Here is a 12,083-nt window from a genome sequence, read left to right on the forward strand (position 1 = left end):
GCGTACGTCGGTGCCGCTCGCGGGGGCCGGACGCTCAGAGGCGGGTCGCGGGTCGGCCGGCCAGCACCCGGTCCAGCACGCCGGAGAGGGCGGCGTTCACCTCGTCGGGGCGCTCCATCATCAGCATGTGCCCGGCGCCCGGGCAGACGGTCAGCTCCGTGGTGGGCAGCGCCGCCGCGATCGACTCGGCGCAGGGCGGCGGGGTGAGCCGGTCCCGGTCACCGACCAGCGCGGCGGCCGGCAGCCCGCCGAGCGCGGCGAGCGTCTCCAGCCGGTGCTGAGCGCCGATCGAGGCGCGGAAGCCGCCGATCGAGCGCAGCGTGGCCCGGGCCACCGCCGAGGTGACCAGCCGGATGTCCGCCGGGTCGCAGCGGTCACCGAACAGCATCCAGCGGATGCTCGGGCGCAGCGCGCGCAGCAGCGCGTGCGGGGGCCGCCAGCCGCCGCAGCGGGCCAGCACCCCGGCGCCGGTGGTCTCGGCCAGGCGGATCAGCCGGGTGATCCGGGGGGAGAGGCCGTACGCGGTGTGCGTGTGCCCCTCGGCGGTGGTGGAGACGAAGACCAGCCCGGCGGTACGCGCGGCGAACCGGCCGGGGTGGCGGTGGGCGTACTCCATCACCGTCATCCCGCCCATCGAGTGCCCGACCAGGACGATCGGACCGGACGGGACGATCTCGTCGACCACCGCCGCCAGGTCGTCGCCGAGCTGGGCGAGGGTGGCGTCGCGCAGCGCCAGGCAGCTCGACCGGCCGTGGCCGCGCGCGTCGTAGGTGACCACCCGGACCCGGCCGCCGAAGCGCTCCCGCAGCTCGGCGACCTGGCGGTGCCAGCTGCGCCCGTCCAGCGTCCAGCCGTGCAGCAGGACGGCGGTGACCTCGGCGTCGACCGGCCCGGTGACGGTGACGTGCAGGCGTACGTCGTCGGGGAGCCGCAGTTCCAGGTCCGGCATCGTCCACCTCCCGGGCCCGCCGGTGTGTCCACCGGATGACCCGGCGGTGACACCGGCGTTACCCGCCATGAGACCACGGCAACCGGCCCGGGGAGAAGATTCCGGTCCGGCCCCACGGCATCGGATCGGTGACCAGGCTGGGAGGCATGCCGTCCGACGCCCGCAGTCCGCGCGCCGCGCTGGCCGAGCTGCTCGCCGGAAACCGGCGTTTCGTCAGCGGGCAGCCGGTGCACGGGCACGACGTCACCGCCGCCGCGGCGGTGGCCTCCGGCGACCAGCAGCCGTACGCGGTGGTGCTGGGCTGCATCGACTCCCGCGTCCCGTTGGAGGCGATCTTCGACCAGACGTTCGGTTCGATCTGCGTGATCCGTACCGGCGGGCACGTGCTGGACCGGGCCGTGCGGGGCTCGATCGAGTACGTGGTGGAGCAGCTCGGCGTACGCCTGGTGATGGTGCTGGGCCACGAGCGCTGCGGCGCGGTCGGCTCGACGGTCGAGGCGCTGCGCACCGGGCTGCGCCCCGGCGGGGACCTCGCGTACGTGGTGGACCGGATCGCCCCGGCGGTCACCGACGTCGGGGTGGACGACCCGGACGCGCACCCGCTGGCGATCCGCCGTCACGTCCGGCGCACCGTGGCCGCGTTGCGCCGCGACGACCGGCTGGCCGGGCCGGTGGAGGCCGGTGAGCTGGCGGTGGAGGGCGCGCTCTACGACCTGGCCACGGGCGGGGTCACGCTGCTGCCACAGGAGCAGACGCGAAACCGCCCGCCGGGGTGATCCCGGCGGGCGGTCGCGGTGGTGCGGGTGAGGGCGCTCAGCCCTCGAAGACGCCGGCCTCGACCAGGCGCTTCTCGGTGGCGTCCCAGCCGTGGTCCGGGTAGGACGCGGCCAGACCGTGGATCTCGGCGCGGATCTTGGCGGCGTGGCCGGCGGCGGCCAGCACCCGGATCTCCTCGACGAAGGCGTCGGAGTCGGTGCGCAGGTGCGCGGTCTTGCCGTTGGTCAGGTTGCGCACGTAGGCGTGCTTGCCGCCGTTGAGCGGGATCAGGTACTTGAACTCGCCCAGCACGCTGAGGGCGCCACCCTGGCCAGCCTGGCCGGCCCGGACGGACGCGCGCGCGGTCTTAGAGGTGTTGCTCGCCACGGAGGTACTCCTTGCAGACGTACGGTGGGGACGGAAGGCCGTCCGGGGGCTGTGCGAGTGACGCCCGGGTGGGCGCCGGCCCGCGAAGATGTACGGCGGCACAGAGAACCGCCCAGAGAACTGTACACGACCACGACACCTGGCTGGTCGTCGCGGCGTCAGAGGGCATAACCGGGTCCACCACCCGGGTATTTCCCGCCCCCGGGCCCGGCGAATTTTCCGATTCGCTGGCGCACCACCAGTCACACCGGTCATCATGTGTGCCAGGTACCACTCGGTAGGACGAGGTCGTAGGGGAAGACGCACCTCGGCTCACCGGGAGGTCACCGTGCCAACGCGTGGCGTCGTATACGTCCACTCGACCCCGCTCGCCGTGTGCTCGCACGTCGAGTGGGCGATCGCGCGCGTCCTCGCCGCGCCGGTCAACCTGCACTGGACGGCGCAGCCCGCCGATCCGGGCGCCCGTCGCGCCGAGTGCGGCTGGACCGGCAGCCCGGGGACCGGCGCGGAGCTGGCCGCTGCCCTCCGGCAGTGGCCCATGATCCGTTTCGAGGTCACCGAGGAACCCAGTCCCGGCGTCGACGGCGAGCGCTTCATGTACGTACCGGGCCGGGGCCTGTTCCGCGCCGCGGTCGGCGCGGCCGGTGACATCCAGCTCGGCGAGGACCGGCTGCGCAGCCTGATGGCCGCCGCGCGCAGCCCGGAGGCGCTGGCCCACGCCCTGGACAAGGCGCTCGGCACCGCCTGGGACGCCGAGCTGGAGCCCTACCGGTACGCCGGCGACGGCGCGCCGGTGACGCTGCTCACCCGGGTCGGGTGACGGCGGCCGAGTTGCCCCGATACGGTGGGCCGCGTGTCGATTTCCCCGCGGCGCTCCGCCGTCGCGCTCGCCGCACTGACCGCGCTGCTCGTCTCCGGGTGCTCGGACGGGCCGGACCGGCCCCGGCCCGCCCCGTCGAGCCCGGCGCCGTCGTCGGCCGCGCCCGCGCCGAGTGACCCGCCCGCCGCCGATCCGGCCGCCCGGGCCGCCGCGCTCGTCGGCACGCTCAGCGACGAGGACCTGGTCGGGCAGGTGCTGATGCCGTACGCGTACGGCAGCTCGGCCACCGAGGTCTCGGCCGGGTCGGCGGCCGGGAACCGGGCGCTCGCCGGGGTCGACACCCCCGCCGAGATGGTGGCGAAGTACCGGCTCGGCGGCGTGATCCTGGTCGGCTTCAGCGCCGACGACCCGACCTCGGGCAACCAGGCCACCACGAACGTGGACAACCCGAAGCAGGTCCGTGCGCTCACCGACGGGCTGCGCGCCGCCGCCGGCAAGCTGCCCGCCGGCGCCGCGCCGTTCCTGATCGGCACCGACCAGGAGCACGGCGTGGTCACCCGGATCACCGACGGGGTGACGCTGCTGCCCAGCCCGCTCGCCGCCGGTGCCGCCGGGAACCCGGCGCTGACCGAGGCCGCGTGGCGGGCCGCCGGGGCCGAGCTGGCCGCGATGGGCATCAACCTCGACTTCGCCCCGGTCGCCGACGTGCTGGCGGCCCGCAGCACGGTGATCGGCTCCCGGTCCTTCGGCGCCGACCCGGCGACCGCGTCCCCCCAGGTGGCGGGCGCGGTACGCGGCCTGCAGGCGGAGGGCGTCGGCGCCGCGGTGAAGCACTTCCCCGGGCACGGCCTGAGCGCCGAGGACTCGCACACCGAACTGCCGGTGATCAAGCAGTCCCGCGCCGAGCTGGACCGCCTCGCGTTCCCGCCGTTCCGGGCCGGGATCGGGGCCGGCGCCATGGCGGTGATGTCGGCCCACCTGGACGTCAAGGCCGTCGACCCGGGCACCCCCGCGACGTTCTCCCGCAAGCTGCTCACCGACGTGCTGCGCGGCCAGATCGGCTTCCAGGGCGTGGTGATCACCGACGGGATGAACATGGCCCCGGCGAAGAAGTGGTCGCCGGGCGAGGCCGCCGTGCGCGCGCTCAACGCCGGCAACGACCTCATCCTGATGACGCCGAACGTCAAACAGGCGTACGACGGGCTGCGCGCCGCGCTCAAGGACGGCTCGCTGCCCCGCGCCCGCCTGGTCGAGGCGGTCACCCGGGTGCTGACCATGAAGTTCCGGCTGGCCGGGCGGGACACGCCCGCGCTGTCCACGCTCGACGGCGCCGCACACCGCAAGGCCGCCGACGACCTGGCCACCGCCGCCGTGACGGTGCTGCGCGGCAAGTGCGGCGGCGCGGTGAGCGGACCGGTGAGCGTCACCTCCTCCGGCGGCCGGGAGCGCACCCGCAAGCTGCTGACCGAGGCGCTCACCGCGGCCGGGGTCAAGGTGGTGCCCTCCGGCGGCACAGTGGTGCACCTGGTCGGGTACGGCGACGGCGCGAAGGACCTGCGCGCCGACGCCGCCGTGACGGTGGCCATGGACACGCCGTACGTGCTGTCCGGGGCGAAGTCTCCGACGCTGATGGCGACCTACTCGTCCACCCGCGCCTCGATGACCGGCCTCGCCGCGGTGCTCGCCGGCAAGGCCCGCCCGGCCGGGCGCTCCCCGGTGCCGGTCTCCGGCCTGCCGGCCACCACCTGCCGCACCTGACCCGGCCGCCCGCCCCGGCCGCGCCGAAACCCGGGTGCGTCCGGGCGGCCCCGGCTGGCAGGGTGGCGCCCATGGGAGAGGCAGCACAGGGTTTCCGCTACGTCGAGCGCGCCGACGGCACGGTGGTCATCACGCATCACGGCCGGGTCGCCGGCACGTTGCGCGGCGGCCGGGCCGCGCAGTTCCTGGCCGAGGTCGGCGACGACCCGCAGCTGGCCATGGCCCGGTGGACCGGCAACTACCGGCGGGGCAACGAGCGGACCGCCCGGCAGCACCCCCGCAACCGCGGCTGAGGTGTAAGGAAGGGCCCCCTATTAACGCCTGCGGTAGAGGAAGGGCCCCTTGTTAACAGTCGCCTGTTAACAAGGGGCCCTTCCTTGCATCAGGGGCGGGTGAAGACCAGCGCCACGTTGTGCCCGCCGAAGCCGAACGCGTTGTTCAGCGCCGCCGGGATCTCCATGTGACGCGCCTTGTGCGCGGCCACGTCCAGCGTCAGGCCCTCGTCCGGGTCGTCCAGGTTGATCGTCGGCGGGATCACGCCGTCCCGGATGGCCAGGATGGTGGCGATCGACTCCAGCGCGCCGGCCGCGCCGAGCAGGTGCCCGGTCATCGACTTCGTGGCGGTCAGCACCGGGTGGTCGCCGACCGCCTGACGCAGCGCGCCGATCTCCAGCATGTCCCCGACCGGGGTGGAGGTGGCGTGCGCGTTGACGTGCACGATGTCGGTACGGGCCACGTCCGCGTCGGCGACCGCCCGGGCGATGGCGCGGATGGCGCCCTCACCCTCGGCGTGCGGCTGCACGATGTCGTACGCGTCCGAGGTGATGCCCGCGCCGGCCAGGCGCGCGTACACCCGGGCGCCCCGGGCGGCGGCGTGGTCGGCGCGCTCCAGGATCACCACGCCCGCGCCCTCACCGAGCACGAAGCCGTCGCGACCCGAGTCCCACGGCCGGGAGGCCCGCTCCGGCTCGTCGTTGCGGGTCGACATGGCCCGCATCGAGCTGAAGCCGGCGATCGGCAGCGGGTGGATGACCGCCTCGGTGCCGCCGGCCACCACCACGTCGGCCCGGCCGGCGCGGATGATGTCCAGCCCCAGCGCGATCGCCTCCGCGCCGGTCGCGCAGGCGCTGGCCACGGTGTGCACGCCGGCCTTGGCGCCCAGTTCCAGGCCGACCCAGGCGGCCGGGCCGTTCGGCATCAGCATCGGGATGGTGTGCGGGGAGACCCGCCGCGGTCCGGACGCCTCCAGGATGTCGTCCTGGGCGAGCAGGGTGGTGGCGCCGCCGATGCCCGAGCCGACGCTGACCGCCAGCCGCTCCGGGTCCGGCCCGGCGTCGGCCAGGCCGGCGTCGGCCCACGCCTGCCTGGCGGCGATGATGGCGATCGCCTCCGAGCGGTCCAGCCGGCGCAGCTTCACCCGGTCCAGCACCTCGGACGGGTCGACCGCCAGCTCGGCGGCGATCCGGACGGGCAGTTGCGCGGCCCACTCCTGGGTGAGCGCACTCACCCCGGAGCGGCCGGCGAGCATGGCGTCCCAGGTCGACGCGACGTCCCCGCCGAGCGGGGTCGTCGCGCCGAGCCCGGTGACGACGACGTCGGGACGACTCATGATCAGGACTGCGCCTCGATGTAGCTGACCGCGTCCCCGACGGTCTTGAGGTTCTGCACCTCGTTGTCCGGGATCTTGACGCCGAACTTCTCCTCGGCCGCCACCACGACCTCGACCATGGAGAGCGAGTCGACGTCGAGGTCGTCGGTGAAGGACTTCCCCTCGGCCACGTCGTCCGGGTTCACGCCGGCAACCTCTTCGAGGATCTCGGCGAGGCCGGCGGTGATCTCGTCACGGGTCATTGCGGTTGGTTCCTCTCATCGGGGGTCACGTGTGACCGGCGTCGCCGGTCACACACCTCGGCGCGTTCGCGCCCGAGGGGGTCTCAGGGGCAGCGCACGACCTGACCGGCGTAGGTCAGGCCGCCGCCGAAGCCGAACAGCAGCACCGGGGCGCCCGAGGGCACCTCCCGCCGCTCGACCAGCTTCGACAGGGCCAGCGGGATGCTCGCCGCCGACGTGTTGCCGGACTCGACGATGTCCTTGGCGATGATCGCGTCCGGGATGTTCAGCCGCTTGGCGATGCCGTCGATGATCCGGGCGTTGGCCTGGTGCGGCACGAACGCGGCCAGCTCCGACGGGGCCACCCCGGCGCGCTCGCACGCCTGGAGCGCGAGCGGGGCCAGCGCGGTGGTGGCCCAGCGGAACACCGACTGCCCCTCCTGGCTGATGTACGGCTGCCAGCCCTCGATCCGGACCGCGTCGCCCTTCTCCGGCGCGGAACCCCAGACCACCGGCCCGATACCGGCCGGCTCGTCGTCGGCGGTCGCGCTGACCACCGCCGCCCCGGCGCCGTCGGCGAAGATGATGCAGGTCGAGCGGTCGGTCCAGTCGGTGAAATCGGAGAGCTTCTCCGCGCCGATGACGATCGCGTTGCGCGCCGCGCCGGCCCGGATCGCGTGGTCCACCGTGCCCAGCGCGTACGAGAAACCGGAGCAGGCGGTGTTGAGGTCGTACGCCCCGGGGGCGTTGATGCCCAGCTTGGCCGCGACCCGGCAGGCCACGTTGGGGCTGCGGTCCACGGACGTGCAGGTCGCCACCACGACCAGGTCGATGTCGGCGGCGGTCAGCCCGGCGTTGGCGAGCGCCTTGCCGGCGGCGGCGGTGGCCATGTCGGCCACCGTCTCGTCGCCCGCGATCCGCCGGGTGACGATGCCGACCCGGTCCCGGATCCACTCGTCGTTGGTGTCCACCATCTGCGCGATCTCGTCGTTCGTGACGACGCGGGAGGGCTGGTAGTGCCCCATCGCGACGATCCGGCTGCCGGCCATTTAGTGCGTTCCTCCGATACGGACGAGGGGCTGGCCCGGTGCGACCGGGTCGTCGTGGTGTGCGAGCCACTCGACGAGCGGCCCGTTGTCGTGCGCGGTCACCTCGACCGGCCCCCGGCCGGTGGCGACGTGGCCGAGCACCTGTCCGGCGCGTACCTCGGCGCCCTCGGCCGGTCCGGCCGACCGGTCGAGGCGGCCGGCGGCGGGGGAGACGACCACCCGGAACGACGGCGCGGCCGGGCGGGCGGCGGGGCCGGCGTGCCGGGCGATCAGGCGGCGCGCGGCGGGCAGGTCGGCCGGGGTGTTCAGGGTGACGATCTCGGGTTCGCCCTCGCCCTTGAGCTCCCGCTTGACCAGCCCGGCCAGGGTGCCGGCCGGCGGCAGCTCGATCACGCCGGTGACGCCGAGGCCGGCCAGCGTCCGCATGCACAGGTCCCAGCGGACCGGCGCGGTCACCTGCCGGACCAGCCGCCGTACCGTCTCCGGGCCGTGCGTGACCGGTGCGCCGTCGAGGTTGGACAGCAGGATCCGGGCCGGGGCGGAGGCCGGGACACCGGCGGCCACCGCGGCGAGGGCGGTCTCGGCGGGTGCCATGTACGGCGTGTGGAACGCGCCGGCCACCTGGAGCCGGATGACCCGGGTCCGGGCCGGCGGCTCGGCGGCCAGCTTGTCCAGCGCGTCGACCGCGCCGGCGGCCACGATCTGACCGGCCCCGTTGCGGTTGGCCGGGTGCAGCCCGTGCGCCGTCAGCGCGGCGATCACCTCGTCCGGGCCGCCGCCGAGCACGGCGGCCATCCCGGTCGGCTCCAGCGCGCAGGCGGCGGCCATCTCCCGCCCGCGTACGCCGGCGAGCGTCACGGCGGACTCGGCCGGCAGCACCCCGGCCAGCGCGGCGGCGCCCAGCTCACCGACGCTGTGCCCGGCGACCAGCCCGACGTCGTGCATCGGCAGGTGCTCGGCGGCGAGCAGCGCGGCGGCGACCAGCAGCGGCTGGGTACGGGCGGTGTCCTTGATCTCGTCCGCGTCCGCCCGGGTGCCCAGGTGGATCAGGTCCACCCCGGCAAGCGCCGACCACCAGCGCAGACGCGCCTCGGCGCCGGGGAGGTCGAGCCACGGCGCGAGGAAGCCGGGCTTCTGTGAACCCTGTCCGGGAGAGAGTACGGCGAGCACGTGTACGACTCTGACGGATACCGGCGTGCCGCGCTGTAACGTACGGCACCAAACCGCACTAGAACCTTTAGAGGAAACCTACAAAGATCGTCGGTGATCATCGCCGGTCGGAGGCCGTCGGCACCACCGGGTCGAGGCGTCCCACTGTCAGCGCGACCTGCAACGCGAACGCGTCGCGCGGGGCCAGCGGCGAGAAGCCGGTCACCTCGGCGATCCGCTTCAGCCGGTAGCGCACGGTGTTCGGGTGCACGAACAGCGCCCGCGCCGCGCTCTCCAGCGTGCCGCCGGCGGCGAAGAACGCGTCGAGCGTCTCCAGCAGCTCGCCGCCGGAGCGGGCCAGTGCCGCGTACACGTCGTGGCGCAACCGGCGGCGGGCCTCGGTGTCGCCGGCCAGCGCGCGTTCCGGGAGCAGTTCGTCGGCGGCGACCGGGCACGGCGCGGTCGGCCAGGCCGGCGCGGCCCGGAACCCGGCCAGCGCCGCCCGCGCCGACTCGGTGGCCTCGTCCAGGCTGGGCACCGCCGGGCCGACCACCACCGGCCCCTCGCCGAAGGCGGTACGCAGCTTCTCCGTCGCCGCCACCGGATCGGCCGCCCCGCCCAGCACGATGACCAGGCGGTCACCGTGCACGCCGCCGATCACCTCGACGCCGATCCGCCGGGCCTGCCGGTAGACGGTGTGCAGCACGGCGGCCACCTCGCCGCCGGGGGAGCGGCCCACCGCCACCGCCACCGGCGGCGCGTCCGTCCAGCCCAGCGCGGCGGCCCGGCTGGCCAGCACGTCCGGGGAGTCGCCCCGCAGCAGCGCGTCGACCAGCAGCGCCTGCAGCCGGGCGTCCCAGGAGCCGCGGCTCTCGGCGGCCCGGGCGTAGACCCGGGCGGCGGCGAACGCGATCTCCCGGGAGAAGCGCAGCACCGCCTCCCGCAGTGACTGCTCCTCGCCCGGCACGGCCAGCTCCGACACCTGCTCCTCGACCACGTCGATGGTCACCTTGATCAGCGCCACGGTCTGCTGGAGGCTGATCGAGCGGGCCAGCGCCTGCGGCGCGGCGGCGAAGACCTCGTCCGACACCTCCTGGGTGCGGTCGGTCGCGCCGCCGCCCTGGCGCAGCCACTGCACCAGCGAGCGCACGCCGGCCTGGGCGACGAGCATGACCCAGGAGCGCTGGTCGGCGGGCAGCTCACGGAACCACGGCAGCGTCTCGTCCATCCGGGCCACGCTGGCGGTGGCCAGGCTGCCCGCCGCCCGTTCGATGCGGCGCAGCGTCGCCGACGTCTCCGTTCCGCCCGGTTCGCTCACCGCACCAGCCTGACACGGCGTGACCAGCGGATCCACTTCGAGGCGACGCGCCCGCCGCCGCGTGACGATCTCCACCGGTACGCGCTGACGATCTTGTTCGGCCGGGCCAGTACGGTGTCAGGGCACGCCGGGCCAGACTCCGGCCGGGCGGGCGAGGGCGACGCGTGAGGGGGGCCGGGATGGCGCAGGGGGAGGCCGAGCACGGTTGCGCCCAGGGTGAAGCCTGCCGGCGGGGCCACGACCAGCCGGCGACTGCCACACATCCGCGCCGGCCGTGCCTGAACCAGCAGGGGGAGCAGCCGGCCGGCCGGGCGCCGGAGCGTGCCGAGGACGAGCTGGGGGTGCCCCGGCAGCGGGCGGAGGCGGCGGAGCCGGCGCACCCGGCCGACGAGGAACCGGACGACCGGAGTTGCCGTAGCGGACTGGCGGGCTGGGCGGGCGCCCACCGTCACGGCGCGGTACGCCCGCGCAACCGCACCGTCCGCCGGGAGCGCCCGCCACGCCGCTGGTGCTGACGGGTGCCGGCCGGCGCTGACGGGCGGGCGCCGGGCGGAAGGGGCGCGGACCCGGGTTCAGCGGGTGCGGCGGCGGACCAGCAGTGCGATGCCGGCCAGCCCGGCGGTGATGACGAGCACGATGCCCACGTTGAGCAGCAGCAGCCGCTGGAGTTCGCCGAGCGCGGTGTCGATGTTCTGCACCGGGTCGAGCGCCTCCTCCGGAAGCACCCGCTCGCCGCCGCCGATGCCGCCGGCGAGCGTGTCGAACTGCGCCGGCATCGGCACGCCGACCGAGCGCAGCGTCTCGGGCATGTTGAGCCGCCCGAAGAACCAGCCGGCCCGGGTGCTGCTCAGGTCCGGCTGCTTGCCCGGCCGGTAGATCCGGGGGCCGCCCTTGGCCAGCGGAAACAGGTCGTAGGTGCGCTGCGGACCGGCGGCGGCGAGCACCACCACCGTGTACTTCGGACCGAGATCCTTGGCGGCCGGGCCGCGCAGCTGGCCGGTCGTGCCCAGCCATCTGACCTGGTCGATCACCAGGTTGACCTCGTTCGGGCTGGTGTCGGCGCGCAGCTTCAGCGGCGCGTCGAGCCGCTCGCCGCTGATGTCGACGCCGGTCGTAGCCGGCTTCGGCTTGGGCGCCGCCTGGGCCGCCGCCGTGCCGGCCAGGGCCAGCGTGCACGCCAGGGCCGCCACGCTCCCGGTCACGGCGACCAGCAGCCGTCTCACCCTTCGGATCATCGCCGCCTCCTCGCCCCGTTCGATGGCTGGCTTCCGCTGCAGGTCACACTGGACCGGTGTCCACCACAAAGACTCCGCAGAACGGCGCTCGGTTGCAGCTGGTGGAAGAGTATTTGGAACTATCTGCGAGCTGAGACCGACCAATGAACGGTCGATGATCATCGGCCGGATCCTACCCGGACGGAGGGAACCATGGGGGGCAGGGTCGCCCGTGTGGCGCGTACCTGGGCGGTGGTGCTCGGGGTGGTCGCGGCGTCCGCGCTGCTGCCGGCCGCGCCGGCCGCCGCGCACAATTCGCTGACCGGCAGTGATCCGCGCGACGGGGCCCGGCTGGCCGCCGCACCGGAGCGGATCGAGCTGCGGTTCCTCGCCACGCCGAAGGAGGCCACGACGGAGGTCACCGTCACCGGCCCGGACAACGTGGCCGCGACGGGTGGCGCGCCGGCCTTCGCCGGCAAGCGCGTGACCGTGCCGTTCCGGCCGGGCGCGGCCGGCCTCTACATCGTGACCTACCGGCTGGCCTCCGACGACGGCCATCCGGTCAAGGGGGAGATCCGGTTCACCCTGACCACGGGCACCCCGGCGGAGGCGCCGTCGGCGAGCGCGCCGCAAACCAGCGCGGTCCCGACCCCCAGCGCGGTCCCGACCAGCGCCGCGCCGTCCCCGGCGAGCCCGACCCCGGCCGCCGCCGGGACGGACGACGACGGGGGTACGGGCTGGCTGTGGGCGGCCGGGGCCGTGGTGGTGCTGGCCGCGCTGGGCGGCGGACTGCTGCTGCGCCGCCGCGCCCGCCGCTGACCGCGGCCCAGCGCGCGGGAGTCGGCCAGCGGGA

14 protein-coding genes are annotated in these 12,083 nt (G+C 74.9%); 6 read left to right on the top strand and 8 right to left on the bottom strand.

Going from position 1 to position 12,083, the window contains the following annotated elements; translation table 11 throughout:
- Positions 1-34 precede the first annotated feature (34 nt).
- Positions 35-949 (bottom strand): alpha/beta hydrolase, encoded by a 915-nt coding sequence (locus ABIH81_RS15770; RefSeq protein WP_349880967.1) that lies wholly within the window; start codon positions 947-949, stop codon positions 35-37.
- Between the two features lie 146 nt (positions 950-1,095).
- Here ABIH81_RS15770 and ABIH81_RS15775 point away from each other — a divergent pair, with 146 nt between their 5' ends.
- Complete coding sequence (locus ABIH81_RS15775) at positions 1,096-1,725, top strand: carbonic anhydrase (protein ID WP_349880968.1); 630 nt, start codon at positions 1,096-1,098, stop codon at positions 1,723-1,725.
- Positions 1,726-1,762: 37 nt separating this feature from the next.
- Here the strand turns inward: ABIH81_RS15775 and ABIH81_RS15780 are convergent, their stop codons facing one another.
- A complete protein-coding gene (locus tag ABIH81_RS15780) occupies positions 1,763-2,092 on the bottom strand; it encodes a hypothetical protein (protein ID WP_349880969.1) in 330 nt (109 codons plus the stop codon).
- 328 nt (positions 2,093-2,420) lie between these two features.
- Here ABIH81_RS15780 and ABIH81_RS15785 point away from each other — a divergent pair, with 328 nt between their 5' ends.
- The 3 genes from ABIH81_RS15785 to ABIH81_RS15795 all read left to right on the top strand — a co-directional run bounded on the left by ABIH81_RS15785 (position 2,421) and on the right by ABIH81_RS15795 (position 4,963).
- Complete coding sequence (locus ABIH81_RS15785) at positions 2,421-2,912, top strand: DUF3145 domain-containing protein (RefSeq protein WP_013287841.1); 492 nt, start codon at positions 2,421-2,423, stop codon at positions 2,910-2,912.
- A 33-nt stretch (positions 2,913-2,945) separates the two neighbouring features.
- The gene (locus tag ABIH81_RS15790) at positions 2,946-4,670 is read left to right on the top strand and encodes a glycoside hydrolase family 3 protein (RefSeq protein WP_349880970.1); all 1,725 of its coding nucleotides are present in this window, start codon (positions 2,946-2,948) and stop codon (positions 4,668-4,670) included.
- Between the two features lie 71 nt (positions 4,671-4,741).
- Complete coding sequence (locus ABIH81_RS15795) at positions 4,742-4,963, top strand: hypothetical protein (protein WP_013287840.1); 222 nt, start codon at positions 4,742-4,744, stop codon at positions 4,961-4,963.
- Between the two features lie 89 nt (positions 4,964-5,052).
- Here the strand turns inward: ABIH81_RS15795 and fabF are convergent, their stop codons facing one another.
- The 5 genes from fabF to ABIH81_RS15820 all read right to left on the bottom strand — a co-directional run bounded on the left by fabF (position 5,053) and on the right by ABIH81_RS15820 (position 10,091).
- Positions 5,053-6,279 (bottom strand): beta-ketoacyl-ACP synthase II, encoded by a 1,227-nt coding sequence (gene fabF, locus ABIH81_RS15800; protein ID WP_349880971.1) that lies wholly within the window; start codon positions 6,277-6,279, stop codon positions 5,053-5,055.
- Positions 6,280-6,281: 2 nt separating this feature from the next.
- Positions 6,282-6,521 carry an acyl carrier protein gene (locus ABIH81_RS15805; protein ID WP_007072348.1) on the bottom strand — a complete coding sequence of 80 codons (240 nt, stop codon included), beginning with the start codon at positions 6,519-6,521 and terminating at the stop codon, positions 6,282-6,284.
- An 83-nt stretch (positions 6,522-6,604) separates the two neighbouring features.
- Positions 6,605-7,549 carry a beta-ketoacyl-ACP synthase III gene (locus ABIH81_RS15810; protein WP_349880972.1) on the bottom strand — a complete coding sequence of 315 codons (945 nt, stop codon included), beginning with the start codon at positions 7,547-7,549 and terminating at the stop codon, positions 6,605-6,607.
- Positions 7,550-8,719, bottom strand: coding sequence for an acyltransferase domain-containing protein (locus tag ABIH81_RS15815; RefSeq protein ID WP_349880973.1), 1,170 nt, complete (start codon positions 8,717-8,719; stop codon positions 7,550-7,552). It abuts the gene before it with no gap.
- 97 nt (positions 8,720-8,816) lie between these two features.
- Positions 8,817-10,091: a helix-turn-helix domain-containing protein gene (locus ABIH81_RS15820; RefSeq protein ID WP_349880974.1), complete on the bottom strand. Its 1,275-nt coding sequence runs from the start codon at positions 10,089-10,091 to the stop codon at positions 8,817-8,819.
- A 104-nt stretch (positions 10,092-10,195) separates the two neighbouring features.
- Here ABIH81_RS15820 and ABIH81_RS15825 point away from each other — a divergent pair, with 104 nt between their 5' ends.
- Entirely contained in the window at positions 10,196-10,531 is a 336-nt protein-coding gene (locus ABIH81_RS15825) for a hypothetical protein (RefSeq protein ID WP_349880975.1), read from the top strand.
- Between the two features lie 57 nt (positions 10,532-10,588).
- Here ABIH81_RS15825 and ABIH81_RS15830 read toward each other — a convergent pair whose 3' ends face one another.
- Positions 10,589-11,251: a hypothetical protein gene (locus tag ABIH81_RS15830; RefSeq protein WP_349880976.1), complete on the bottom strand. Its 663-nt coding sequence runs from the start codon at positions 11,249-11,251 to the stop codon at positions 10,589-10,591.
- A 192-nt stretch (positions 11,252-11,443) separates the two neighbouring features.
- Here ABIH81_RS15830 and ABIH81_RS15835 point away from each other — a divergent pair, with 192 nt between their 5' ends.
- Positions 11,444-12,049 carry a copper resistance protein CopC gene (locus ABIH81_RS15835; RefSeq protein ID WP_349880977.1) on the top strand — a complete coding sequence of 202 codons (606 nt, stop codon included), beginning with the start codon at positions 11,444-11,446 and terminating at the stop codon, positions 12,047-12,049.
- Positions 12,050-12,083 lie beyond the last annotated feature (34 nt).

Origin of the sequence: Micromonospora sp. HUAS YX12 (assembly GCF_040215685.1) — a bacterium.
Lineage (GTDB): Bacteria > Actinomycetota > Actinomycetes > Mycobacteriales > Micromonosporaceae > Micromonospora > Micromonospora tulbaghiae.